Origin of the sequence: Amycolatopsis sp. AA4 (assembly GCF_002796545.1) — a bacterium.
Lineage (GTDB): Bacteria > Actinomycetota > Actinomycetes > Mycobacteriales > Pseudonocardiaceae > Amycolatopsis.
On record NZ_CP024894.1, the window covers coordinates 4,085,887 to 4,109,531 of the forward strand.

General features: G+C 72.2%; 22 protein-coding genes and 2 pseudogenes. 14 read left to right on the top strand and 10 right to left on the bottom strand.

What is annotated here, in order from left to right:
- Positions 1–52: 52 nt before the first annotated feature.
- Both CU254_RS19060 and rox read left to right on the top strand, forming a co-directional pair.
- Positions 53–697 carry a class I SAM-dependent methyltransferase gene (locus CU254_RS19060; RefSeq protein WP_009078473.1) on the top strand — a complete coding sequence of 215 codons (645 nt, stop codon included), beginning with the start codon at positions 53–55 and terminating at the stop codon, positions 695–697.
- 176 nt (positions 698–873) lie between these two features.
- A complete protein-coding gene (gene rox / locus CU254_RS19065) occupies positions 874–2,301 on the top strand; it encodes a rifampin monooxygenase (RefSeq protein WP_009078474.1) in 1,428 nt (475 codons plus the stop codon).
- A gap of 60 nt (positions 2,302–2,361) precedes the next feature.
- Here rox and CU254_RS19070 read toward each other — a convergent pair whose 3' ends face one another.
- The 4 genes from CU254_RS19070 to CU254_RS19085 form a co-directional block, all read right to left on the bottom strand.
- Positions 2,362–3,138, bottom strand: coding sequence for a PE-PPE domain-containing protein (locus CU254_RS19070; RefSeq protein WP_037714154.1), 777 nt, complete (start codon positions 3,136–3,138; stop codon positions 2,362–2,364).
- 175 nt (positions 3,139–3,313) lie between these two features.
- Positions 3,314–4,249 carry a fumarylacetoacetate hydrolase family protein gene (locus tag CU254_RS19075; protein ID WP_009078479.1) on the bottom strand — a complete coding sequence of 312 codons (936 nt, stop codon included), beginning with the start codon at positions 4,247–4,249 and terminating at the stop codon, positions 3,314–3,316.
- Positions 4,246–5,028: a cyclase family protein gene (locus CU254_RS19080; RefSeq protein WP_009078481.1), complete on the bottom strand. Its 783-nt coding sequence runs from the start codon at positions 5,026–5,028 to the stop codon at positions 4,246–4,248. The genes CU254_RS19075 and CU254_RS19080 overlap by 4 nt, the downstream gene beginning before the upstream one ends.
- Before the next feature lie 20 nt (positions 5,029–5,048).
- Positions 5,049–6,560, bottom strand: a complete 1,512-nt coding sequence (locus CU254_RS19085; RefSeq protein WP_009078483.1) for a CocE/NonD family hydrolase — start codon at positions 6,558–6,560, stop codon at positions 5,049–5,051.
- Positions 6,561–6,667: 107 nt separating this feature from the next.
- On the opposite strand from CU254_RS19085, the gene CU254_RS19090 reads away from it, so the two are divergent.
- Entirely contained in the window at positions 6,668–7,267 is a 600-nt protein-coding gene (locus CU254_RS19090) for a TetR-like C-terminal domain-containing protein (RefSeq protein WP_009078485.1), read from the top strand.
- Between the two features lie 131 nt (positions 7,268–7,398).
- Here CU254_RS19090 and CU254_RS19095 read toward each other — a convergent pair whose 3' ends face one another.
- Positions 7,399–8,046 (bottom strand): SWIM zinc finger family protein, encoded by a 648-nt coding sequence (locus tag CU254_RS19095; protein WP_009078488.1) that lies wholly within the window; start codon positions 8,044–8,046, stop codon positions 7,399–7,401.
- Positions 8,043–10,520: a DEAD/DEAH box helicase gene (locus CU254_RS19100; RefSeq protein WP_234392846.1), complete on the bottom strand. Its 2,478-nt coding sequence runs from the start codon at positions 10,518–10,520 to the stop codon at positions 8,043–8,045. The genes CU254_RS19095 and CU254_RS19100 overlap by 4 nt, the downstream gene beginning before the upstream one ends.
- 106 nt (positions 10,521–10,626) lie before the next feature.
- Between CU254_RS19100 and CU254_RS19105 the strand changes: the two genes are divergently transcribed.
- From CU254_RS19105 to CU254_RS19125, 5 genes and pseudogenes are all read left to right on the top strand, one after another.
- Positions 10,627–11,376: a TetR/AcrR family transcriptional regulator gene (locus CU254_RS19105; protein WP_009078490.1), complete on the top strand. Its 750-nt coding sequence runs from the start codon at positions 10,627–10,629 to the stop codon at positions 11,374–11,376.
- Between the two features lie 104 nt (positions 11,377–11,480).
- Positions 11,481–12,722 (top strand): annotated as a pseudogene (locus tag CU254_RS19110) (RNA polymerase sigma factor); the annotation flags it as partial.
- 144 nt (positions 12,723–12,866) lie between these two features.
- Positions 12,867–13,595: pseudogene (locus CU254_RS19115) on the top strand (alpha/beta fold hydrolase); the annotation flags it as partial.
- Positions 13,595–13,918 carry a YciI family protein gene (locus tag CU254_RS19120; protein WP_009078497.1) on the top strand — a complete coding sequence of 108 codons (324 nt, stop codon included), beginning with the start codon at positions 13,595–13,597 and terminating at the stop codon, positions 13,916–13,918. The pseudogene CU254_RS19115 and the gene CU254_RS19120, both read left to right, overlap by 1 nt.
- 31 nt (positions 13,919–13,949) lie before the next feature.
- Entirely contained in the window at positions 13,950–14,438 is a 489-nt protein-coding gene (locus tag CU254_RS19125) for a GyrI-like domain-containing protein (RefSeq protein WP_037714159.1), read from the top strand.
- A 19-nt stretch (positions 14,439–14,457) separates the two neighbouring features.
- Here CU254_RS19125 and CU254_RS19130 read toward each other — a convergent pair whose 3' ends face one another.
- On the bottom strand, positions 14,458–14,934 hold the full coding sequence (locus CU254_RS19130; protein WP_063631954.1) for a DUF1772 domain-containing protein: 477 nt from the start codon (positions 14,932–14,934) through the stop codon (positions 14,458–14,460).
- Positions 14,935–15,047: 113 nt separating this feature from the next.
- On the opposite strand from CU254_RS19130, the gene CU254_RS19135 reads away from it, so the two are divergent.
- Entirely contained in the window at positions 15,048–15,887 is an 840-nt protein-coding gene (locus CU254_RS19135; RefSeq protein ID WP_009078505.1) for an alpha/beta fold hydrolase, read from the top strand.
- A 133-nt stretch (positions 15,888–16,020) separates the two neighbouring features.
- Complete coding sequence (locus tag CU254_RS19140) at positions 16,021–16,956, top strand: AraC family transcriptional regulator (RefSeq protein ID WP_009078507.1); 936 nt, start codon at positions 16,021–16,023, stop codon at positions 16,954–16,956.
- 53 nt (positions 16,957–17,009) lie between these two features.
- Here the strand turns inward: CU254_RS19140 and CU254_RS19145 are convergent, their stop codons facing one another.
- On the bottom strand, positions 17,010–18,146 hold the full coding sequence (locus CU254_RS19145) for an NAD(P)/FAD-dependent oxidoreductase (RefSeq protein ID WP_037714160.1): 1,137 nt from the start codon (positions 18,144–18,146) through the stop codon (positions 17,010–17,012).
- Between the two features lie 84 nt (positions 18,147–18,230).
- On the opposite strand from CU254_RS19145, the gene CU254_RS19150 reads away from it, so the two are divergent.
- The 3 genes from CU254_RS19150 (at position 18,231) to CU254_RS19160 (ending at position 20,564) form a co-directional block, all read left to right on the top strand.
- Positions 18,231–18,917: a TetR/AcrR family transcriptional regulator gene (locus CU254_RS19150; RefSeq protein WP_009078510.1), complete on the top strand. Its 687-nt coding sequence runs from the start codon at positions 18,231–18,233 to the stop codon at positions 18,915–18,917.
- Between the two features lie 27 nt (positions 18,918–18,944).
- Positions 18,945–19,688, top strand: a complete 744-nt coding sequence (locus tag CU254_RS19155; protein ID WP_009078512.1) for a hypothetical protein — start codon at positions 18,945–18,947, stop codon at positions 19,686–19,688.
- 78 nt (positions 19,689–19,766) lie between these two features.
- Positions 19,767–20,564, top strand: coding sequence for an MBL fold metallo-hydrolase (locus tag CU254_RS19160; protein ID WP_009078515.1), 798 nt, complete (start codon positions 19,767–19,769; stop codon positions 20,562–20,564).
- Here CU254_RS19160 and CU254_RS19165 read toward each other — a convergent pair.
- Both CU254_RS19165 and CU254_RS19170 read right to left on the bottom strand, forming a co-directional pair.
- Positions 20,557–21,720, bottom strand: a complete 1,164-nt coding sequence (locus CU254_RS19165) for a tyrosine-type recombinase/integrase (RefSeq protein WP_009078517.1) — start codon at positions 21,718–21,720, stop codon at positions 20,557–20,559. The two genes, CU254_RS19160 and CU254_RS19165, sit on opposite strands and share 8 nt — an antisense overlap.
- A complete protein-coding gene (locus CU254_RS19170; protein ID WP_037714162.1) occupies positions 21,717–22,412 on the bottom strand; it encodes a TetR/AcrR family transcriptional regulator in 696 nt (231 codons plus the stop codon). Before CU254_RS19170 ends, CU254_RS19165 begins: the two co-directional genes overlap by 4 nt.
- A gap of 79 nt (positions 22,413–22,491) precedes the next feature.
- Here CU254_RS19170 and CU254_RS19175 point away from each other — a divergent pair, with 79 nt between their 5' ends.
- Positions 22,492–23,613, top strand: a complete 1,122-nt coding sequence (locus CU254_RS19175; RefSeq protein ID WP_009078521.1) for an NAD(P)/FAD-dependent oxidoreductase — start codon at positions 22,492–22,494, stop codon at positions 23,611–23,613.
- Positions 23,614–23,645: the final 32 nt, after the last annotated feature.

The window sequence follows — 23,645 nt, forward strand, 5'->3', positions numbered from 1 at the left end:
TCCGCGTGTTCCGCCGGACAGGGCGCGGCGGCGCGGGCTACTGTCCCTGCCCGTGACCGAACCTGTTTACGTAACCGAGACGCGGACCGCGTACGACACCGTCGCCGAGTCGTACGCCGAGATGCTCAAGGATTTCCTCGAGTCGAGCACGTGGGACCGGACGATGCTCGGCGCGTTCGCGGAGCTGACCGGCGAGGGGCCGGTGGGCGATCTGGGCTGCGGCCCCGGCCGGCTCACCGGGTACCTCGCCTCGCTGGGCTTGGACGTCTTCGGCGTCGACCTCTCCCCCACGATGGTCGAGGTGGCCCGCCGGACGCATCCGCACCTGCGCTTCGAAGTCGGCTCGCTCGCCGCGCTGGACCTCGCCGACGGCTCGCTCGCCGGTGCGCTCGCGTGGTACTCGCTGATCCACACGCCGCCGGAGGAGCTTCCGGTGCTGGCCAAGGAACTCGCCCGGGTGCTGCGGCCCGGGGGCTGGCTGCTGACCGCGTTCCAGGTGGGCGACAACCAGCGCCGCCGCATCGAAAACGCCTACGGCCACGACATCGCCGCCGACGCGTACCGGCTGGACCCGGATTTCGTCGCGCAACTGCTCGCCGACGCCGGTTTCGTGGTGGACGCGCGGCTGGTGCGCGAGCCGGGCCCGAGCTACGAGGCGACGCAGCAGGCGTACGTGATGGCCCGCAAGGAGGGCTGAGGAGCGTCCACTGGGGACAGAAGGGGGCGGGCACTTTTCCCTGCCCCCTTCAACATATAGCGCACCCCGGGGCTTGCGGCAAGGCCCGGGTAGTGCTCCACAATCGTCCGCCGGAGCCACTGCCTGCGGAAAGACCGCGGGCGGGAATCGGCTCCGGTACAGGGGACGAGAAGTTCATGGTGGACGTGATCGTGGTGGGGGCCGGGCCGGCGGGAGTCATGCTGGCCGCGGAGCTGCGGCTGCACGGGGTGCGCGTGGTCGTGCTGGAGAAGGAGGCGGAACCGCCGAAGTACGTGCGCGCGCTTGGGATGCACTCGCGCAGCATGGAGATCCTCGACCAGCGGGGGATGCTGGAGCCGTTCCTCGCCGAGGGGTCGACGCATCCGGTCGGGGGTTTCTTCGCGGGGATCGCGCGGCCCGCGCCGGAGCGGCTGGACACCTCGCATCCGTACGTGCTGGGGCTTCCGCAGCCCATCACCGACCGGCTGCTGGCCGAGCACGCGGTGAAGGCGGGCGCGGAGATCCGGCGCGGCTGCGAGGTCGTCGGGCTGAGCCAGGACGACGACGGCGTGCGCGTTTCGCTGGCCGACGGGAGCGAGCTGCGAGCGCGCTACCTGGTCGGCTGCGACGGCGGGCGGAGCACGGTGCGCAAGGCGCTCGGCGTCGCGTTCCCGGGCGAGCCCGCGCGGCGCGAGGTGTTGCTGGGCGAGATGGAGGCGACCGCGGATCCCGCCGAAATCACCGCGCGGGTGATGGAAATCCGCAAAACGCAGCTGTGGTTCGGGGTCGGGCCGCTGCGCGACGGGATGTTCCGCGTGGTCGTGCCTGCGGCCGGGGTGGTCGAGGACCGGCAGGAGCGGACGCCGACGCTGGAGGAGGTCAAACACCAGCTGCGCGAGTACGCCGGAACGGACTTCGGGGTCCACTCCCCTCGCTGGCTCTCGCGGTTCGGGGACGCGACCCGGCAGGCCGCGCACTACCGCGTCGGCCGGGTGCTGCTGGCCGGAGACGCGGCGCACGTCCACCCGCCGCTGGGCGGGCAGGGGCTCAACCTCGGGATCCAGGACGCGTTCAACCTCGGCTGGAAACTCGCCGCCGAGGTCAACGGATGGGCTCCGGACGGGCTGCTGGACACCTATGAGGCCGAGCGGCATCCGGTCGCGGACGCCGTGCTGGACAACGTCCGCGCGCAGGGCGTGGTCATGTCGCCGGATCCGGACGGGCGCGCGATGCGGCGGCTGCTGACCGAGCTGATGGCCTTCGACGAGGTCAACCAGCTGCTGCTGGAGAAGGTGCTGGCGCTCGACGTCCGCTACGACTTCGGCGACGGGCATCCGCTGCTCGGACGGCGGATGCGGGACCTGCCGCTCAAGCGGGGACGGCTGTACGAGCTGATGCACCGGGGCCGCGGGCTGCTGCTGGACCAGACCGGGCAGCTCTCGGCGGACGGCTGGGCGGACCGGGTCGACCGTGTCGTGGACGTGAGCGAGGACCTCGACGTGCCCGCGGCGCTGCTGCGGCCGGACGGGCACGTGGTCTGGACCGGCGAGGACCAGCGGGAGCTGGAGGCGCGGTTGTTGCACTGGTTCGGCGAGAAGCGATGAGGACGTAGCGGGGCGGGTTTCCCGGCTTCCCTGGGGGTGCCGGGAAACCCGCCGCGGCGGTCAGGGACGCACCGGGCCGCCCCAGCAGTCCTGTTTGCCCAGCCGCACGGACGTGTTGGTGTACACGCCGTCGGCGATGGTGTCGCCCATGATCGACCGCTGGTCGGTCGGGCGCGGCCACTGGTAGCACCAGTGCTGGGCGAAGTAGCCGCCGGCCGCCTGGATCGGGTCGAAATCGCAGATGCCGTCGGTCTGGATGCAGTAGCGAATGGACCGGACGCCGGCGAAGTCCGGGCGGCCCGCGCCGAACGAGACGTACCCGCCGAACGGCGACGGCAGCCCGGCGCCCGGCGGGAGCGTCGCGCTGATCCCGGTCCCGGCCGGGCCGGGCGGCTGCATCGGGTCGGCGAACAGCTTCGCGCTGAACTTCGCCTTGTCGACGCCGAGCTGGTCGTCGGCGATGTCGTCGAGCACCAGGTTCGCCACGATCGCACCCTGGGAGTAGCCGACGACGGTGAACTCCGCGTCCGGGTTCTCGCGGTAGGCGTCCTGGACGACCTGGCGGCCCCGGTCGTGCCCGATCGCGACGCTCTGGTCCATCGGGGTCTGGTCGCAGTTGGGCGCGCCGGCGGCTCCGGCGGGATAGTCCACGACCCGCGCGATGCCGCCTTGCAGCCACTCCGGACGGTAAACGGTTGCCTTCCCGTCGCAGGTGCCGCCGATCAGGATGTAGTAGTGCGCGTCGTCGGCGTGGGCCGGTGCCGCGCTGGCGAATCGCGCGCCGAGCGTGGCGACGACCGCGCCGATCAGCGCGATCCTGCTGGCTTTCTTCCCCATCGGGTCCCCTCCGCGTCGAATGGTCAGCACGTTACTGAACGCACCCGGGAAGCTACGGAGGAGCGATGAAATCCTGCTGAAAGCATGATCGCCGACGCGCTGTAGCGCGGGCCGATGCCGCTGGTCAGACGGCACGGGCGCCGGATCCGGGTCCACCGGATCGGGTGACCTGCGGTCAGGCCGGGCTTCTCCCCCGGCGGGTCCGGCGGGCAGGGGGAAGGTCGTGCAGGGGCGGTCCGGCGACCACGGTGTTGCGGATCGTGCCGATCCCTTCCACGGTCACGCGGACGGTGTCCCCGACGCGCAGCGGCGGCGGTTGCCGGTCGCCGCGCCATCCCCAGAGTTCGGCGAGACAGCCGCCGCCGCAGGTTCCGGAGCCGAGCACGTCGCCGGGCCGGACCCAGGTGCCGCGGCTGGCGTAGGAGATCAGCTCGGCGAAGGTCCAGGCCATGTTCGCGAGCGTGTCGCCGCCGACTCGGATGTCGTTGACGAAGACCTCCATGCCGAGGTCGTAGCGGCCGCCGCGCTCGCGGCCGGCCAGTTCGTCCGGGGTGACCAGCACCGGGCCGAGGGTGGTGGCGGTGTCCTTGCCCTTGGCAGGTCCGAGTCCGACGCGCATTTCGCGGCTCTGCAGGTCGCGGGCCGACCAGTCGTTGAGGACGGTGAACCCGGCGATGTGGTCCGCCGCCTCGGCCGGGGACAGGTTGAAGCCCGCTTTGCCGATCACGGCCGCGACTTCGAGTTCGAAGTCCAGCACCTCGCACCCGGGCGGCATCGGGACCGGGGCGCCCGAGCCGATCGCCGCGTGCGGGTTGGTGAAGTAGAAGGCGGGGGCTTCGTACCAGGCGTCCGGGACTTCGCCGCTTCCGGTGATCGCGCGGAGCGAGCCCGCCGTGTGCTGTTCGAAGGTGATGAAGTCGCGGATGCTGGCGACCGGCACCGGGACTTCGATCGACGCGGTTTCGTCCCACACCGATTCGCCCGCCGATGCGGCCTCCCCGGCGGCGAGCGCCTGGAAGACGTCCGCGGTCTCGGGAAGCAGATCGATGCGAGCGCCCTCGACGACGCCGTAGCGCGGCACGCCGTCGACGAGCAAGGACCCGATTCTCACGCTGCCTCCTCGTCGAAGATCGCGACCGCGCGGGTCCATCCGGCCGAGGCCGCGTGGATCTTCACCGGGAAACAGGCGATCTGAAAGCCGGTGGCCGGGAGGCTCTCCAGGTTGTGCAGTTTCTCGAGATGGCAGTAGCCGATCTCGCGACCGGCGCGGTGGCCCTCCCAGATGATCGAGGCGTCGCCGTCGCGCGCGTAGCGCTCGGCGGTGAACACGAACGGGGCGTCCCAGCTCCAGGCGTCGGTTCCGGTCACCCGCACTCCTTGTTCGAGCAGGTGCAGGGTGGCGGCGCGGCCGATTCCGCAGCCGGAGCCGACGTAGTCGTCCTGGCCGTAGCGGGTGCCGGCCCGGGTGTTGACCACCACGATGTCGAGCGGGCGCAGCCGGTGGCCGATCCGGTCGAGTTCGGCGTCGAGGTCGGCCGGGGTGACGACGTGGCCGTCGGGCAGGTGGCGGAAGTCCAGCTTCACTCCCGCCTGGAAGCACCAGTGCAGCGGAACCTCGTCGATCGTCATGGCCCGGCGGCCGCCGTCCATTGTGGACGCGTAGTGGTACGGGGCGTCGAGATGCGTGCCGGTGTGCGTGGTGGCCTCGATCCGCTCGATCGCCCAGCCTTCGCCGTCGGGCAGGTCCGCGGCCGTCGCGCCCGGGAAGAAGCGGAGCAGGTCCGGGACTGACTCCCGGTGGTCGACGTAGGTGATCGAAGGCCGGTGGCCCGGCGGGTCGGAGGCGATCCCGTCCCGCAGCGGGACCGAAATGTCCACGAGCTGTCGCATGACGGCTCCTTCCGGGGCTCTCATCGCGGGATGACGGGCACGAGCAGGTGGGAGGCGTGGTCGCCGCCGACGTGGATGACGGCCTTCTCGGCCGGGCGGCGGAGGCCGGGATGGTCGTGGGTCATGAAGCCGAGGTCGCTGTCCCCGGTGACCAGTTCGAGGCGCAGGCGCTCGCCCGGCGCGAGGGTGATGCTGGTGGGCCAGATCTCGACCTCGAGCAGGGTCGGCTCGCCGGGCACGAGCGGGATTTCGCGCGTGTGGGGGTGCCACGGCCGGTACGGCAGCGACCGCTCAGGGTCGGTCTCGCGGTGGGAAGCCTTGAGCCAGCCCATGGTCATCGGGACCGGGCCGCCCTGGGGGCCGACCGCCGGGATCGGCTCGCCGTCGGCGCCGATGTGCTGCACTCGGGCGAAGACGTCGAGGTCGTCCTGGTCGGCGCTGAGCCACAGCCGCAGCGCGAGCGGGCCGGTCAGCTCGAGCGGCTCGGACACCGGGGCGGTCTCGAAGCTCGCGGGGTAAGCAACTGTCGCGGCGTCGGCGGGCGGGTCCCAGTCGAGGACGCCGTCGCCGAGGTGCAGCTCGCGCCATTGCGTCTGCGGGAGCGGAAAGTCCGTGGTGTCCCGCCACTCGACCTCGCGCCCGTGCCGGATCGCCAGTCGCACCGGGGCCACGCCGTCCATGCGGTCGGGCTGGTCTTTGAGGAAGCGGTCGAGGAAGCGCAGTTGCAGATCCAGCGCCCACTCGGCGTAGTAGGGGTCGATGTGGGTGCCGGTGTGCACCACGAGCCACTTGTCCTTGGACGCGGCGCGGGTCCAGCCTTCGATGTTGCCGCGCAGGTGCACATGCAGGGCGCCCCAGTTGCCCGCCGACAGCACCGGCACGGTCACCCGGTCGAGATCGACGATGCGGGCCTGGTGGAAGTCGTCGAGGACGGGACGCCGCGGGAGCACCTCGCGCCAGTCGTCGCCCTCGTCGCCGTTGCGCTGCGGGGTGATCTGGCGGTTCCACCAGAACTCGACGAACCCGTGGGCGTACAGGCCGCCCTGGTAGATGAAGTCGCGGTAGAAATCGGTCGCGCCTTCCCAGGCCACGATCGCGGCCAGGTGCGGCGGCTGGAGCTCCGCCACCCGCCAGCCCATGATCGCGAGCCACGAGATGCCGCTGGAGGCGACCTTCCCGTTGGACCACGGCTGCTCGGCCGCCCATTCCACGACGTCGTAGAAGTCCTCGGAATCGCCCGGGCTCATCAGGTCCATCCGGCCGGGCGATTTGCCGGTGCCGCGGGTGTCGGCGCGCAGCACCGCGTAGCCGCGGGCCGTCCACCACTCGGGATCCGGGGTCTCCCAGACCATGTGCTCGTGGTGCGGCACCAGGTCGTAGAGCGGATAGCGCTCCGGCCAGTGCACGTCCTTGCCGTACGGGCTGATCGACGCCAGCACGGGGAACGCGCCGGGGTCGTCGGGAAGGAACACGTCGGCCAGGATCGGCGAACCGGTGCGGGTGGGGACCTCGATGTCCCGTTCGATGCGCATCTCAGCACTCCTGTGGGCGGTCGCTGTTAAAGCAAGTCGGCTTGCGTCAAGAGTATGACCACGGGGTTCCGCTAAAAGCAAGCGGACTTGTATTAGAGTGGTGCCCCGTGAGCGATGCGGAAGTCCGGCGACGGCCCGGCGGACGGGCGGCCCGGGTGCGCGCCGCGGTCCTCCACGCGACCAACGACCTCCTGCTGGACCAGGGCCTGACCGGCCTGAAGGTGTCCGAGGTGGCGCAGCGCGCGCAGGTGAACGAGACGACGATCTTCCGCCGGTGGGGCACCCGCGAGAACCTCGTCATCGACGCCCTGCTCGCCGACGCCGCCGAACAGCTTCCGGTGCCCGACACCGGGACGCTGCGGGAGGACCTGCTCGTCTACGCCACCGCGCTCGCCGAATACCTGGCCTCGCCCGCGGGCAACGCGCTCGACCGAACCCTGGCCTCGGCAGGCGACGACCCGGCCACGCAAGAGCTGCGCGACAAGTACTGGGAAGCCCGCTACGCCCAGTCCGGCCAGATCGCCGAGCGGGCGATCCAGCGCGGAGAACTGCCCGAGGGCACCGAACCCCGTTTCGTGCTCGAGATGCTCGTCGCGCCGCTGCACTTCAGGATCGTGCTCACCCGCGAACCGCTCGATGCGGACCTGCCTGCCCGCATCGTCGACACGCTCCTCGGCGGACTCGGAACGGGGTCGCAGCTGTCCTGATCGGGCGAAACACCCCTGGCACCGGTGCACGGCCGTGACCAGGGAGGGCTGAATGCCCCGCCGGACGGCCACCTCTGCTGCATCGAGCTTCCCGTCGCGTCTGCGGGGATCCGGCTGCGCGCGGGCGAGGGTCAGCGGACGCGGGGCGTGAACTCCGCGAGATCCGGCAGCGGCGGCACCTCCCTGGCGTACGCGTCCGCGGCGAGCACTCCCCTGGTGACCCGCGTGGCGGTGCGGCGGCCGAGTTCGTCGAGGATTTCCTGCTCGGTCCGGCCGCGGGCGAGCAGCAGCAGGAACGGGTCGGCGTCGAGCAGCCACGCGACCTGGAACGACAGCGCGGCGGCGTGCCGGCACGGCAGTTCCCAGCCCGGGCAGTCGCAGTCCGGGTCGAGGTCGCCGATGCCGGGCAGCAAGGGCACGACCTCGGCCAGCTCCGGCGGCAGATGCCGGTCCAGGAGCGCGGCGAGGTGCCCGGAGTGGTCGGCGGCGCGGTCGAGGAGCAGCTCCCAGTCCGTTGCCGACAGCTCGGCCAGGTGCACGCCGGTGCGGTACGGGCCGTCGTCGGCGTCCTCGGTGGTCGCGGTGATCAGTCCGGGGCTGACCGTGATCGGGCCGACCAGTCCCGCCGCCGCGTAGCGCCGGCCTTTCTTCAGCTGCCGCAGGTCGAGCGCCGTGTCCTCCATCGCCTGCAGCCACGCGCGGCCCCACCAGGTGCGGGCGAACGGACCGCGGCCGGTGCGGGCGGGAAACGCGGGGAATCCCCGGACCCGGTCGGTCATCGCTGCCTCCGGAGGGTGACGAGCTCGGCCAGTTCGGCGTCGGTGAGTTCGGTGAGCGCGGCCTCGCCCGAGGCGAGCACCGCGTCGGCGAGCGCGCGTTTCTCCCGCAGCATCGCGGCGATCCGGTCCTCGACCGTGCCTTCCGCGACCAGCCGGTGGACCTGCACCGGCCGGGTCTGGCCGATCCGGTACGCGCGGTCGGTCGCCTGGTCCTCGACCGCCGGGTTCCACCACCGGTCGTAGTGCACGACGTGATCCGCGCGCGTGAGGGTGAGCCCGGTGCCCGCGGCCTTGAGCGACAACAGGAACACCGGCACGTCGCCGTTCTGGAAGCCGCAGACCAGCTCCTCGCGGCGGGCGACCGGGGTGCCGCCGTGCAGGAGCCGCGACGGGACGCCGCGCGCGGCGAGGTGCCGTTCGAGCAGCCGCGCCATCACCACGTACTGCGTGAACACCAGCACCGCGCCGTCCTCGGCGAGGATCGTGTCGAGCAGTTCGTCGAGCAGCTCCAGCTTGCCGGACCGGCCGGCGAGCGTGCTGTCCGCGGGCTCGCCGAGGAATTGCGCCGGGTGGTTGCAGATCTGTTTGAGCGCGGCGAGCAGTTTGACCACGCGTCCGCGCCGCGCCATGCCGTCGCTCGCCGCGATGTCCGCCATCAGCTCGCGGACGGTCGCCTCGTACAGCGCGGCCTGTTCGGCGGTGAGCGACACCGGCCGGTCGGTCTCGGTTTTGGCGGGCAGCTCGGGTGCGATGCCCGGGTCGGATTTGCGGCGGCGCAACAGGAACGGCCGCAGCAGCCGGGACAGCTGCTCGGCGACCGCCGGGTCGACCCCGGATTCGACCGGCTTCCCCCAGCGGCGGCGGAAGTCGGCGAGCGGGCCGAGCAGGCCGGGCGTGGTCCAGTCGAGGATCGCCCACAGTTCGGTCAGCGTGTTCTCCACCGGCGTGCCGGTGAGCGCGACCTTCGCCGCGGAAGGCAGCAGCCGCAACGCTTTCGCCGTGTCGGAGCGGTGGTTCTTCACGTGCTGCGCCTCGTCGGCGACCAGCAGGTCCCAGCTCACCTCGGCCAGCGGCGCGGGATCGGTGCGCAGCGTGCCGTAGGTGGTCAGGACGAAACCGCCGGCGAGACCGTCCAGCGACCGCGCGGCGCCGTGGAACCGGCGCACCGGCGTCCCCGGGGCGAACCGGCGGATCTCCGTTTCCCACGTGCCCAGCAGCGAAGCCGGGCACACGACCAGCGTCGGGCCGGCGCCGCGGTGCAGGTGCAGCGCGATGAGCGTGACGGTTTTGCCGAGCCCCATGTCGTCGGCGAGGCAGCCGCCGAGGCCGAGCCCGGTGACGGTGTCGAGCCATTGCAGTCCGCGCAGCTGGTAGTCGCGCAGGGTCGCGGCCAGCCCCTCCGGCTGCGGCACCGGCACGGGATCGGCCGACAGCCGCTCGCGCAGTTCCTCCAGCCACCCGTCGGTGCGGACCTCCACCTGGTCGCCGTCGACCTCGGCGCGGCCGGTCAGCGCGACCCCGAGGGCTTCGATCGCGGTCAGCGGTTTGAGCGTGCGATCCCGCGCGCGGTCGGCCGTCTTGCGGTCCAGCAGCACCCACCGGTCCCGGAGCCGGACGACCGGACGCTGGGCCTCGGCGAGCGCGTCGAGTTCCGCGACGCTCAGCTCGCTGTCGCCGAGCGCGAGCTGCCAATCGAACTGCAGCACGCGGTCTCCGCCGAAGAACGACCGCGCGTCGGAGGGCGTGTCGCCCGGCCGGACCACCGCTCGCGCGGCCAGCCCGGTCAGCTCCGCGGGCCAATGCACCGCCAGCTCCGCCGCGTCGAGCGCGCCCGCGAGCAGTTCGGCGATCTCGCGGTCGCCCAACGCGACCGACGACGGAACCGCCGCCGACAGCAGCGGCGCCAGCGCGGGCCACACCTCGGCTCCGTGCCGCAGCGCCAGCAGGACCTCGTGCCGCGCCTCCTGGCTCCCGGTGCGCCACAGCTCTTCCGCGTCGACCAACGGCTCGGTCCCGCCGTGCACCTGGACGACCGCGCGGAACCGGCCCCCCGCCAGGTCGTCGGACTCGATCCGCAGCGACACCCGCAGCGCGGGCTCCACCCCGGCGACGTCGCCGAGGAAGCGCATCAGCAGCGGATACGGCTCCGGCAACCGCGCCGGATCGCTCGGGACCGGCGTCGCGTGGGCGCGCGGCGGCATCGCGTCGGCGAGCCTGCGCAGCCAGGCTTCCTCGGCCGGGTCGAGCGGTCCGGTCCACCCGGCCGAGGCGAGCCGTTCCGCGGCTTCGGCCGCCAGCGCCCAAAACCGTGCCGACGGATCCGCCGGAGCTGCCTGCGCGCGCAGCACCGGCACCGCGTCCGCGGTCGGCAACCGCAGCGCGGGCACCGTGCGCACGCCGTCCGGCAGCACGACCTCGACCGTGCCGGGCGCCCCGGGACCGTCCGGCGCCGCGCCGTCCGGTCTCCAGAACACGACCCGTCCCGGCTCCACCACTACTGAATTCAGTGCTCCGCCCTCCCCTGGCTGGCCTCTCCGCGCTACTCTACCGGAAAACTCTGTACTGCGTACAAGGAGCGAAATGGACACCGAGGAACCGGGCGATCCGCGGCGGACCATCGAGCTGCTCTGGGGCGTGTCCGGTCCCCCGCGCCGCGGCCCGAAGCCGAAGCTGTCGGTCGAGGACGTGGTGTCCGCCGGGATGCGAGTCGCGGACGCGGACGGGCTGGACGCGGTCACCATGCGCCGGATCGCCGACGAACTCGGCGTCGCCACGATGTCGCTCTACACCTACGTGCCCGGCCGCGAGGAGCTGCTGGAGCTGATGCTCGACCGCGCGCACGGCGAACTCCCCGGCGAGCTGCCGGAGGGCTGGCGGGCCGGGCTCGCCGCGGTCGCCGAGGACCTGTGGCGGCTCTACCACCGGCATCCGTGGCTGCTGGAGATCCGCGTCGGCCGCCCGACGCTGGGCCCGCACTCCTTCGCCAAATACGAGCGCGAGCTGGCCGCGATGGACGGACTCGACCTCGACGACGTCCAGCTCGACGCGATCGTCAGCCTGCTCAACGGCCTGGTCGCCGGCGCGGCGCGCGGTTCGGTGGACGCGACCCGCGCCGCGCGGCGCACCGGGATGACCGACGTCGACTGGTGGAACCGCTCCGCACCGGTGCTGGCCGAGATCCCGGCGGCGGATCCGGTGCACTTCCCGCGCGCGAGCCGGGTCGGCACCACGGCGGGACAGGCCTACGGCGGCTCCTCCGATCCCGAGCACCACTTCCGGTTCGGGCTCGAACGCATCCTCGACGGGATCGGCCGGCTCGCCGGAGCCTGACCACGCGAAATCGCCGATGCCCCGGTTTTTGTCGGTGTCCCGGTTTACCGTGCGAAGCGGGTCGGCGGAACCGTCCGACGGCACGGAGAGGGAAGGAGCACGCAGTGACCGGGCAGCACGACGCGGCCGAAACCGCGCTCGCGCAGGCGTTCCGCGACGAGTGGGGCTCCGTCGTGGCCACGCTCATCCGCGTCACCGGAGACTGGGACCTGGCCGAGGAATGCGCCCAGGACGCGTTCGCGCTCGCCGTGCGCGCCTGGCCGCGCGACGGCGTTCCCGACCGGCCCGGAGCGTGGCTCACCACCGCCGCCCGCAACCGCGCCGTGGACCGGCTCCGGCGCGCGTCCGCCGGAGCCGGCAAACTCCGCGAAGTTGCGCTGCTGGCTGTTCCGGACGAACCGGATGCCGTCCACAGTGGACCCAGCGGAGTGGAGGACGACCGGCTCCGGCTCATCTTCACCTGCTGCCATCCCGCGCTCGCGTTCGAAGCACAGGTCGCGCTCGCGCTGCGCACGCTCGTCGGGCTCAGCACCGCCGAGATCGCCCGCGCGTTCCTGGTGAGCGAATCGACGATGTCGCAACGACTCGTCCGGGTGAAACGCAAGATCCGCGCCGCCGGGATCCCGTACCGCGTGCCGCCTTCCCATTTGCTGCCCGAGCGCACCGCCGCCGTGCTCGGCGTTCTGTACCTGCTGTTCAACGAGGGCTACTCGGCCAGCGAAGGCGACGACCTCCAACGCCCCGACCTGGCCGTCGAAGCGATCCGTCTCGCCCGGCTGCTGCGGTCCTTGCTGCCGGACGAACCCGAAGCCACCGGTCTGCTCGCGCTCCTTCTTCTGCAGCACGCCCGCCGCCGCACGCGAAACGGCCCCGGCGGCGAACTGGTCCCGCTCGAGGAACAAGACCGAACCCAGTGGGACGCCGCGGCGATCACCGAGGGCACCGCGCTGCTGGAAGAAGCGTTGCGACGGCGCAGTCCCGGGCCGTACCAGGTGCAGGCCGCGATCGCCGCGTGCCACGCCACCGCCGCGCGCGCCGAGGACACCGACTGGGCGCAGATCGCCGGGCTCTACCTCCAGTTGCGGCGGTTCCGGCCGGGTCCGGTCGTCGAGCTGAACCGCGCGGTCGCGGTGGGGATGGCCGACGGTCCCGAAGCCGGGCTCGCCCTCGCCGACCGGCTGGCCGAGGACCTGGCGGGCTACCACCTGCTGCCCGCCACCCGCGCGGACTTCCTCCGCCGGCTCGGCCGCACCGAAGAAGCCCGGGTCGCGTACGAGGAAGCGCTCGCCTTGGCCCCGACCGGAGCCGAGCGCAGCTACCTCCGGAGAAGAATCTCGGAAATTTCTTCGCCGGAGGTGTCTGTCTCCGCGTCTTCCGTTCGTCGGGAGGGCGAACCGACTTCCGGAAGGACAGCCATGATTACCAACATCCTCCGCGCGCCCGGCGCGGAGATCCACTACGACGTCGCGGGCTCCGGCCCGCTGCTGCTCCTGGTGCCCGGCGGACCCGCCGACGCCACCGGGTTCGCCGCGCTGCGCCCGTGCCTCGCCGACCGCTACACCGTCGTCACCTTCGACCCGCGCGGCATCTCCCGCAGCTGGACCACCGATCTCGACGACGACCTGGTCGGCCAGCACGCCGAGGACGTCCAGCGGCTGCTCGCCGAGCTGGACGCGGGACCGGTTTCGGTGCTGGCCAGCAGCGGCGGCGCGATCACCATGCTCGAACACACCACGCGGTACCCGGGCGCGGTGCGGACACTCGTCGCGCACGAACCGCCGGTCAGCCGCTATCTCGGCGACCTGCTGGCCGATTTCCCGGACATCCCGGCGATCTACCGGGAGCAGGGCGTCGACGCGGCGGTCGGGGCGTTCATGGCCGCCAGCGGATTCGAGATCCCGCCCCCGCCCGAGCACCCGAGCGCCGAGGAAATCGAACAGGGCAAGCGGATGCGCGGCAACTTCGAGGTCTTCTTCGGCAAGCTGATGGGCGCCATCGGAGCCTGGGAACCCGATCTCGAAGCGCTGTCGGCCGCGGATACCCGGATCGTCGTCGCGGTGGGCGACGCCGTCGGAACCCCGGCGTACGAGGCCGGCGTCGGGCTGGCCCGCGCGCTCGGCGGCGAGCCGGTCCGGTTCCCGGGCGACCACGCGGGCTTCGCCGCCCGACCCGAGGCGTTCGCCGCCCGCCTCGCCGAAACCCTCAACGAGGAGAACTGATGCGCTATCTGCTGATGATCGCCGGGTCCGAGGAACCGACGCCGGAGCAGCTCGCGGTCGGCTGCGGCGGCTGGTCCGAGGACCTGCAGGCACGCGGCGTCCTCGTCGGCGGCGGAGGCCTGCACCCGCCCGCGACGGCCACCACGGTGCGCGTGCGCGACGGCGACGTCCTGCTCACCGACGGGCCGTTCGCCGAGACCAAGGACCAGATCGGCGGCTACGCCGTGCTCGAATGCGCGAACCTCGACGAAGCCGTCGAACACGCCTCCCGGCATCCGGCCGCGAGCTACGGCACCATCGAAGTCCGCCCGATGCTCGGCTGACTCCCGCGACCCGAACCGGAAAGGAACTCCCTTGCCCTCCATTGTGGACAGGAACGAACAGCGCTACGTCGGCTACCGCGCGACCGTCGGATTCGACGGCATGGCGAACGTCGCGCACCAGATCGCCGCGATCATCGGCAAACTCGCCGAACGCGGCCTCGAACCCGCCTGCGCGCCGTTCTTCCGCTACCTGGTGCTCGGCACGGACATGGAGACCGTCACCGTCGAGGCCGGAGTCCCGGTCAAGGACCCGGTCGACCTCGGCGACGAGTACGTCAGCGGCGTCCTGCCCGCCGGGAAATACGCCCAGGCCACCCACCACGGCGCGCCGAGCGGCCTCCAAGCCGCCACCGCCGACCTGCTCGCCTGGGGCGAGAAGGAGGACGTCCGCTGGGACCGCACCGTCGAGGCCGACGGCGAGCACTGGGCGGCGCGGCTGGAGATCTACCGCACCGACCCGCGCGTGGAGCCGGACGCGAACAACTGGGACACCGACCTCTGCTTCCGGCTCGCCGACTGAACCGCTGGTAGTCCCGGGGTCACGTGCCCCGGGTCACCACGGCGCCGACGAGACATCCGAATCCGGCGGCGGACAACACCGTCCGCACCAGGTTCCACCGCACCCACGGCTGTTCGAACTGAGCCCGCAGCGCGGCGAAATCGACCGTGTCCGCGGCGAGGGCGTTGTTCATCGGCACGTTGGCCGCGCCGGTCACGACCACCGTCGCCATCAAAAGCGCGGCCCCGGCGACGAGCCACGGCAGCCCGCCTCGCGCGCCGCTCGTGAAGTGCAGGACCACGGCGGCGATCGCGAGCAGCGGCGCGCCCAGGAACGACAGCATGAACCAGCCGTTGAGGATGGCGTCGTTGATCCGGCGCATCGCGGTCACGAACGTGTGGTCGTCGGCATGGGCCAGGCCCGGCATCACCGAAACCGTGTACGCGTAGAACAACCCCGCGAGCAGACCCGCCGCGAGCACCGCCGCCACGAGAACCGCCTTGGACACGATCACCATCGCCTTGCCTTCCGTCTGATCCCCCAACGCACCCCAGTCAACCCGCGGACCGCGAGACGATCCATCGCTTATCCACTCGGAAGCATGCGTCATCGTCTCGACAGGAGACCTCCATGCAGCACCCGCTCCCCACCGGCGTCACTCTCGGCGCCGAGCATTTCGGCGACCCGGCCGCACCGCTGGTCCTGCTCGCCGGCGCACCCACGATGCTGTCCTGGCCCGACGCCCTGTGCGAAGCGCTCGCCCGCGGCGGACGGCACGTCGTGCGCTACGACCTCCGCGACGCCGGCACCTCGACCACGCTCGACCCGGACCACCCGGCCTACACCCTGCGCGACCTCGCCGCCGACGCGGCCGCCCTCGCCCGCGAACTCGACGACCGGCCCGCGCACCTCGCCGGGATCGGAGTCAGCGGAATGGTCGCCCAGGTCGCGGCCCTCGACCACCCGGCCGCGTTCTCGGCCCTGACCCTGTACGGAACCCGTCCCGTCGCGCCCGGCCCCGTCGACCCGGACCTGCCCGACCACGACGCGAAGGCCATGCGCGACGTCTTCGCACTGCCGATGCCGGACTGGTCGGACCGGGCCGCCGTCGCCGAACGGATCGCCGCCAGCGCCGCGATTCTCGGCAACGACCCGGACGCCGCCCGCACCGTCGCGGCGCGCGTCTTCGACCGCGCGGCCAGCACGGAGCCGGCCGTGCAGCTGGCCAATCACCTGGGCATGGTGTTCTCCAAACTCGACTGCACGCCGCGGTGGCGCGAACGCCTGCCCGAACTCGCGATCCCGACGGTGGTGCTGCACGGCCGACAGGACGCGTTCTTCCCGGTGGGCAACGGAGAAGCCCTAGCCCGCGACATCCCCGGCGCGCGGCTGGTCGTGCTGGACGACGCAGCCAGCGCGATCCCGGACGCCGCCGTCGAGAAGATCGCCGAGGCGATGCTCGCCGTCTGACTGCTGCCCGCACCGCGCGACGGCACGCGAAGGGCACTGCGGAACGGAACGCTGACGCGCCACCGGGTCATAGCTCGGGAGGATCCGGCAAGGAGACCGCGCTTTCCCTTGCCGCGGCGCTAGTCTCGGCCAGGTGGACCCGCTCACCGCGTTGCTCGAAGGACCCCGTGCGCACGGCGCGTTCCTGCTCCGGTCGGTGCTGCGCCCGCCGTGGTCGTTGCGGATCGAGGACGAAGCGCCGCTGACCGTGCTCGCCGTGGTCCGCGGCGACGCCTGGCTGGTTCCCGACAACGCCGAAGCCGTCCGGCTGGACACGGGCGACGTGGCGGTCGTGCGGGGACCCGAGCCGTACCTCGTCGCCGACGATCCCGGGACTCCGCCGCAGGCGGTGATCCGCCCGGGGCAGGAGTGCGTCACGCCGGACGGCGGGCATCTCACCGATCTGACCGAGTTCGGCGTCCGCACCTGGGGCGCCGACGCCGACGGGCCGACGGTGCTGCTCACCGGCACTTACCCGACCGTCGGCGAGGTTTCGCGGCGCTTGCTCGCCGCCGTGCCGAATGTCGTCGCCGCGCGCGCCGGGACCGCCCCGAATCCGCTCGTGGCCATGCTCGCCGACGAAATCGCGCGCGATGTTCCCGGGCAGGAAGCCGTCCTCGACCGGGTGCTGGACCTGCTGCTCGTCCGCGTCCTGCGGGAATGGCTCGACCGTCCCGCCGCTCCCGCCTGGTACCGCGCACACGGCGACCCGGTGGCCGGGCAAGCCCTGCGCCTGCTGCAGGACCAGCCCGAACACCCGTGGACCGTCGCCAGCCTCGCGAGCGCGACCGGAGTGTCCCGCGCCGCGCTCGCGCGGCGGTTCACCGACGCGGTCGGCGAGCCGCCGATGACCTACCTCGCCACCTGGCGGCTCGCCCTCGCCGCCGATCTCCTGCGCCAGCACCCCGACGCGACGCTCACCGCCATCGCCCGGCAGGTCGGCTACCGCAGCCCGTTCACGCTGAGCGCCGCGTTCAAACGGGAGTACGGACGCAGTCCGCAGCACTACCGCCTGCGCGAACCCGCCTGAGCCTCCGGCTGCTGCCGTTCCGGTACCCGGTCACGGCTTTCTCGGCCGAAGAGTTAACTCTCTTCCCCGGACATCTTCGCGAACAGGCGCCGCACCTTCTCCGCCGCGCCGTCGGACAGGAACAGCTCCAGGTTGTCCGCCGACATCCGCGCCGCCGGTTCCGCGCGTTCGAACATCGCCTGCTCGAACTTCCGCACGTCGCCGCCCTGCGCGAGCGTCAGGGCAAGCTCGGCGCCGTCGCGCATCGCGAGGTTCGCGCCCTGTCCGGCGAACGGCGACATCAGATGTGCCGCGTCCCCGATCAGCGTCACGCCCGGCCTGTGGTCCCACCGCAAACCGACCGGCAGCGCGTTCAGCGGATACACCAGCATCGGCCCGGACGTCGCATCCACGAGGCCCAGGAACTCCTCCGGCCACCCGGCGTACAGCTTCTTCAGCGCGGCACGGGCGCGATCCGGGTCGTCGAACGGAATCCCCGACGTCACCGGCCAGTCCTCGGCGCACCGCAGCGCCAGGTGGACCCGGATCGTGCCGTCTCCGTTGCGCTGCGCGGAAAGCACCTTCTGGTCGCCGATCGAGGAAAACCCGCCCCGCCCGACCAAAGCCGAAGCCTCCGGGTGCGCCCGGTCCGCGTCGTGGATGACCAGCTCCATCCCGTGCACGCCGCAGTACGCCGGTTCCGCGTCGGTGAGCAGCGGCCGGATCCGCGACCGGGCGCCGTCCGCGCCGATCAGGAGGTCGCAGTCCAGGGTTTCGCCGTCGGACAGGCGAACCCGGCGCCGTCCGTCCCCCAGCGGCTCCGCCCCGGCGACGGTGTGTCCCCAGTGGACAGTCTCCTCCGGCAGCGCGTCCAGCAGCAGCTTCCGCAGCGCGGGCCGGTCCGCCTCGGGACGGCTCCAGCGCTGGTCGCCCTCGTCCGGGGCGACTTCCCGCCGCAGCAGGGTTCCCGCGGAGTTGTAGAGGACCATGTCCTGGCCCTCCGGACGGGCGATCGCGCGGTAACCGGCTTCCAGCCCGGCCTCGCGCAGCGCCCACTGGCCGCCGTCCACCGTCAGGTCGAGCGTGCCGCCCTGCACCCGCGCCTCCCGGCTGGCGTCGCGTTCGCAGACCACGGCGTCGATGCCGTGCGCGTGCAGCACCCGCGCACAGGTGAGCCCGCCGAGCCCGCCCCCGGCAATGACGATTCGCATGATGACATCCCCTCGATACACTGTATTGACGAAATACACCGTATCGGAACCGCCCCGGTACTGTCACCCGAAAAAGGAGCGAGCATGGACGAACTGGTGTGGGAACGGCCCGAACCGCCGGCGCGCGCGACGCCGACGCCGTTGAGCCGCGCCCGCATCGTCGAGACCGCTTGCGCGCTCGCGGACGAAGGCGGGCTGGAAGCGGTGTCACTGCGCAAAGTCGCGGCCGCGCTCGGGGCCGGGCCGATGCGGCTGTACGGCTACCTCGACACCAAAGAAGAACTGCTCGACCTCATGACCGATGCCGTCTACGGCGAAATCCCGCTGCCGGGCCCGGACACCGAAGGCGTCGCCGCCCTCCGCGCGCTCGCCCACGGCTGCCGTGCCGCCGTGCAGCGGCACGAATGGTTCGCGGACCTGATCGGCGGACGGCCCGGGATCGGCCCGAACGCGCTCGCGTACCTGGAGGCGTCGCTGGCCGCCGCGGCCGGTCCGGGCCCGATCGAGGACGCCATGATCACGGTGTTCACCGTGCACTCCTTCGTGACCGGCGCGGTGCGCAGCGAGATCCGCGAACGGCGGCTCATCAGCGACACCGGGCTCGACGAGGAAGGCTGGCACCGCGCCTCCGCGCCGTACCTGAAGCGGATGTTCGACACCGGCCGCTACCCCACCCTCCTCCGCACCGCCCGCGACGCCGTGCACCCGGACGGCGACGCCGTCTTCGCGGCCGGCCTCGAACGAGTGCTCTCCGGGCTCTCCCTCGGCTAGTTACCGCTTAAGCGGCAAAATAGGCGCATGGACACCGCCGCTCTGGGGCCGACGACCCGCGTCATGCACGCGATGGAACAGCTCTGGGCCGAAATCCGCCGGCGGCACGCGGACGTCCCCGAAGCGATCCTCGTGCTGGCGTCGGGAACGATGGGCACCACCACCGAGATCCACGGCCACTTCGCGCGGTCCCGCTGGCATGTCGGCGACGGCGTCGAACCGCGCGCCGAGTTCTTCCTCGGCGCGGAAGGCCTGCGGCGCAGTGCGGCCGAGATCCTCTCCACCACGCTTCACGAGGCCGCGCACGGACTCGCCGCCACGCGCGACATCGTCGACGTGAGCGACGGCCGCTACCACAACAAACGCTTCGCCGCGCTCGCCGCCGAACTCGGCCTGCGCGCCGAACAGGCGGACCGGATCGGCTGGTCCTCGACCACCGCACTCCCCGCGACTCTCGAGGCATACCAAGGAGAACTCTCCCGGCTCGAAGCCGCGCTGACCGTGTGGCGGCACACCGAACAGGAGGTCGCGCGACGCGCCGTCGCCGCCCCGCCGGACGATCCCGATACACCGGACGAGGTGGCCGAACCGCTCGCTCCGCCGGTGGTGCTCGCCCCGGTCGACGGCCGCGGCGCGCACCGCGGCGGACCGAATTACGTCGCGGCGATCTGCCGCTGCGAACCCCCGCGCCGGATCCGCGCGGCGAGGTCGATCCTGGAGCTGGGGCCGATCACCTGCACGTTGTGCACGGAGCCGTTCATCGAGACCTGACCGCTGCCGCGGCACCAGCTACTGCTTGCACTTCGCTATCACTCGGGGATAGCGTCTCGGCCGAACGGAAGGGGCGCCATGCTGAGACGGGCTGCGGAAGGCGTGCTGGTGCACCAGAGCGAGGTGCTCGAGACCAACGCGGTCGTCGTGCGGGGCCGAACCGGAGTGCTGCTTGTCGATCCCGGGCTCGCCACCGCCGAACTGGCCTGCCTCGCCGACGATCTGCGCGAACTCGGCCAGCCGGTCGCGGCGGGTTTCGCGACGCATCCGCATTGGGATCACGTGCTCTGGCACCCGGAATTCGGCGACGTCCCCCGCTACGGCACCGCCCGGTGCGCGGCCTCCCTGCGGGACCTGCTGTCCGACGAGGACTGGAAAACCCGCGTCGCCGAGGGCTTGCCGCCGGAACTCGCCGACGACGTGCCGCTGGACCTGTTCGGAAACATCACCGGCCTGCCCGCCGGAACCACGCACGTCCCCTGGGACGGTCCGCGCACCCGGATCATCGAGCATTCGGCACACGCCCCGGGCCACGCGGCGCTGCTGGTCGAGGAACGCAGGGTCCTCGTCGCAGGGGACATGCTTTCCGACGTCCTGGTCCCAATGCTCGGCCGCGCCGCCGATCCGATCGAGGACTACCTCACCGGTCTGCGGCGGCTGGAAGCCGTGGCGGACCAATCCGACGTCGTCGTGCCCGGACACGGGTCCGTCGCCGGAGCCGATCAGGTGCGCGCGCGAATCGACCTCGACCGCGCCTACGTGCGGGCCCTGCGCGACGGCCGCGAGCCCGACGACCCGCGGATCGGCACCTCGGCCAAGCCCGGCTGGGAATGGGTCCGCGATCTCCACCGGGGACAGGCCGCCAAGGTCAGCTGAGCCAGCCCCGATGCAATGCCGGGGCCAGTTCGTGCGCGGCCGAATCCCGGACGGCGTTCTCGTCGTGGAGATACCCCTCGGTAGTCGACAACGCGGCGTGCCCGAGATCCCGCTGCACCTGGCGCGGCGGGACCCCTCGCTCGATCGCGTGCGTCGCGTAGGAGTGGCGCGCCGAATGCGGATGGATGGTGTCGCACAACGGCTGCAGGTGCGTCGCGACGAACCGGGCCTCGGCGGTGTCGAGCACCTCCCGCAACCGCGCGGTCTTGGGCGGCTGGCAGAACGTGGCGCACAATCTGCGCAGCAACGCCGTCACGTGCGAAACGTGCACGCGCGCGCCGGTGCTCGTGACGAACAACGGCTCCGCCCGGCTCGCCCCGACCTGTCCGCGCAGCGCCGGGACCTGCGGCGTGACCCGGCCGGCGAGGTAGGCGTCGAGCGCGTCCGCCACCGGCGCGGCCAGCGCGACCTCGCGGTCCTTGGACCCCTTGCCGTGCACGCGAAGCACGCCGAAACCGCCCGCGGTCGGCCGCCGGTAATCGCCCAGATCGACGCCGACGAGTTCCTCCGCGCGGACGCCGGTGCCGATCAGGATCTCGACCATCGCCCGGTCGCGCAGGCCGTTGCGGCTGTGCTCGACCAGCAGCCACGCCGCGAGGAGCAGCGCCCGGCACGCGTCGAACGACCAGCGGGCGGTCTGCGACGGGACGCCGGACGGCCGGTTGAGATGCTGCGCGCGCCGGTCCACGAGCGCCGCGGGATTGTGTCCGGCCAAGCCTTCCCGCAGCAGGTACTTGCGGTAGAACGCGGAGACTGCCGACAGCATCCGGCCGCGCGTCGCGTCGCGGTACCCGGCCCGCGCCAGCTCGTCCAGCCACTGCTCGACGTGCTCGACCCGGACGTCGGCGAACGAGGTGAACCCGTTGCGCAGGCACCACGGCAGCCACGCGAGCGCGTCCGGGTCGGTCCGCCGCGCGCGGCCGCGACGACGGTTCGGATCGGGCGGCTGGTAGCCGGGCACCCAGTCGAGCGGGATGCCGAGGTCGGTCGCGTAGGCGACGCGGGTGTTGATCGAAGCGTACACGCGCAGGAATTCCCCGAACCGCTCCCGCGCGTCCTTGCCCGCTCCCCCGGCATCGGTGAGCGCGAGGGTCATGCGCGCCCGCCCGGATACAGCGCGGCTACCCCGGCGAGGACGAGATCGATCCCGGCGAGGAACTGCTCGCGGTCGTCGTGCTCGCGCATCTGGCTCGCCATCAGCCGGGTCGTCTCGTACTCCCGCGGATCGAGTTCCGCCCACGCTTCCGCGGTGGCGGCAAGGAATTCGGCGCGGTCCGCGTCCGGTTCGGCGACCCGGCTGTTCGCCGCGTTCTGCCCGGCCGCGCCCAGTACGTAGTGCATCAGCACCGACGTCGCGGTGAACCAGTGCTCCTCGGGCACGCCCAGCGCGCGGACCCGGCGGCCGAGGCTTTCGAGAATCCGCGGTGTCACCGGTCCGCCCGGGCTGCGGGACAGCTGGAGCAGCAGTTGCGCGGCAAGCCACGGATGCGCGTCGATCGCGGAGAACAGCCCGAGGGCGACCGCGTGCACTTCCTCCCGCGGCGAGCCGGCCGGTTCCGCCGCCAGCGCGTCGGCCACCACCGCGTCGGTCGCGGCGACCAGCAGTTCGCCCTTGTTCGCGACGTGCCAGTAGATCGCCCCGGGCCCGGTCGCGAGCCGCTCGGTGAGCACCCGGAACGTCAGGCCGCTCTCGCCGGCCGCGTCCAGCAGTTCCACCGCCGCCTCGACGATGCGCTCCCGAGACAGTGCCTCCGTGCGCCGCTGTGCCCGGCGCGTCCCCGTAGCCATGCGCCCATCTTGACACATCTGGAGCGCCGTTCCACCATGGAACGACATACCAGAACTCGATCCGCGAAGGAGCTTCGTCATGAACACCCCTGTCACGATCGTCGGCGCCGGGCTCGGCGGCCTCACGCTCGCCCGCGTCCTGCGCGTCCACGGCATCCCCGCCGCCGTCTACGAGGCCGAGCCTTCCCCGGCCTCGCGCGCCCAGGGCGGCCTGCTCGACATCCACGACTACAACGGCCAGCTCGCCGTCGAAGCCGCCGGCCTGACCGCCGAATTCCGCGACCTGATCCTGGAAGGCAGACAAGAAATCCGGCTGCTGGCCCGGGACGGGACAGTCCTGTTCAAACAACCCGACGACGGCACCGGCGGCCGCCCCGAAGTCCACCGCGGCGAGCTGCGGCAGCTGCTGATCGACTCGCTGCCGGAGGGCACTGTCCACTGGGGACGCAAGGTCAGCGGCGTGCGGGCCTCGGCGCGGGGTTACGAGGTCGCCTTCGCCGACGGGAGCACGGTCACCACCGCCCTGCTGGTCGGCGTGGACGGAGCCTGGTCGAAAGTCCGGCCGCTGCTGTCCTCGGCGACGCCGGAGTACACCGGCGCGGCGTCCGTCGAGACCTTCCTCCACGATTCCGACCGCCGGTTCCCCGCCACCGCCGAAGCGGTCGGCGGCGGGATGCTGCTGGCGCTCGCGCCGAACCACGGCATCACCGCGCACCGCGAGCGGAACGGAACCCTGCACGCCTACGTCGGGCTGACCCGGTCGCTGGAGTGGTTCGACCGCGTCGATTTCGCCGATCCGGCCGCCGCCACCGCCCGGATCGCGGCGGAGTACGACGGCTGGTCGACGGCGTTGACCGCGCTGATCACCGAAAGCGACACCCCGCCGGTCTTCCGGCCGCACTACGGCTTGCCGGTCGGGCACGAGTGGGCTCGGGTGCCCGGCGTGACCCTGATCGGCGACGCCGCGCACCTCGCCCCGCCGAACGGGGAAGGCGCGAACCTGGCCATGCTCGACGGCGCCGAACTCGGTCTCGCTCTCGCCGCGCATCCGGACGACGTGGAGGCCGCGCTCGCCCAGTACGAACAGGCAATGTTCCCGCGCGCGGCGAAAACCGCCGCTGAGGGCGCGCACCTGCAAGAGCAGATGTTCGGGCCCGACGCGCCGCACGGGCTGATCGCCGAATTCGTCGCCGGCACGTAGGGCGCTCGGGGTTCGCGGTCCGGGTGTCGTCA

Bases quoted from the DNA above. Each gene is read 5' to 3' on its own strand.
- rox (WP_009078474.1), top strand. From the start codon at position 874: ATGGTGGACGTGATCGTGGTGGGGGCCGGGCCGGCGGGAGTCATGCTG.
- CU254_RS19070 (WP_037714154.1), bottom strand. From the start codon at position 3,138: ATGGGGAAGAAAGCCAGCAGGATCGCGCTGATCGGCGCGGTCGTCGCC.
- CU254_RS19080 (WP_009078481.1), bottom strand. From the start codon at position 5,028: ATGCGACAGCTCGTGGACATTTCGGTCCCGCTGCGGGACGGGATCGCC.
- CU254_RS19085 (WP_009078483.1), bottom strand. From the start codon at position 6,560: ATGCGCATCGAACGGGACATCGAGGTCCCCACCCGCACCGGTTCGCCG.
- CU254_RS19095 (WP_009078488.1), bottom strand. From the start codon at position 8,046: ATGACCGACCGGGTCCGGGGATTCCCCGCGTTTCCCGCCCGCACCGGC.
- CU254_RS19105 (WP_009078490.1), top strand. From the start codon at position 10,627: ATGGACACCGAGGAACCGGGCGATCCGCGGCGGACCATCGAGCTGCTC.
- CU254_RS19120 (WP_009078497.1), top strand. From the start codon at position 13,595: ATGCGCTATCTGCTGATGATCGCCGGGTCCGAGGAACCGACGCCGGAG.
- CU254_RS19130 (WP_063631954.1), bottom strand. From the start codon at position 14,934: ATGGTGATCGTGTCCAAGGCGGTTCTCGTGGCGGCGGTGCTCGCGGCG.
- CU254_RS19135 (WP_009078505.1), top strand. From the start codon at position 15,048: ATGCAGCACCCGCTCCCCACCGGCGTCACTCTCGGCGCCGAGCATTTC.
- CU254_RS19145 (WP_037714160.1), bottom strand. From the start codon at position 18,146: ATGCGAATCGTCATTGCCGGGGGCGGGCTCGGCGGGCTCACCTGTGCG.
- CU254_RS19150 (WP_009078510.1), top strand. From the start codon at position 18,231: ATGGACGAACTGGTGTGGGAACGGCCCGAACCGCCGGCGCGCGCGACG.
- CU254_RS19155 (WP_009078512.1), top strand. From the start codon at position 18,945: ATGGACACCGCCGCTCTGGGGCCGACGACCCGCGTCATGCACGCGATG.
- CU254_RS19160 (WP_009078515.1), top strand. From the start codon at position 19,767: ATGCTGAGACGGGCTGCGGAAGGCGTGCTGGTGCACCAGAGCGAGGTG.
- CU254_RS19165 (WP_009078517.1), bottom strand. From the start codon at position 21,720: ATGACCCTCGCGCTCACCGATGCCGGGGGAGCGGGCAAGGACGCGCGG.
- CU254_RS19170 (WP_037714162.1), bottom strand. From the start codon at position 22,412: ATGGCTACGGGGACGCGCCGGGCACAGCGGCGCACGGAGGCACTGTCT.
- CU254_RS19175 (WP_009078521.1), top strand. From the start codon at position 22,492: ATGAACACCCCTGTCACGATCGTCGGCGCCGGGCTCGGCGGCCTCACG.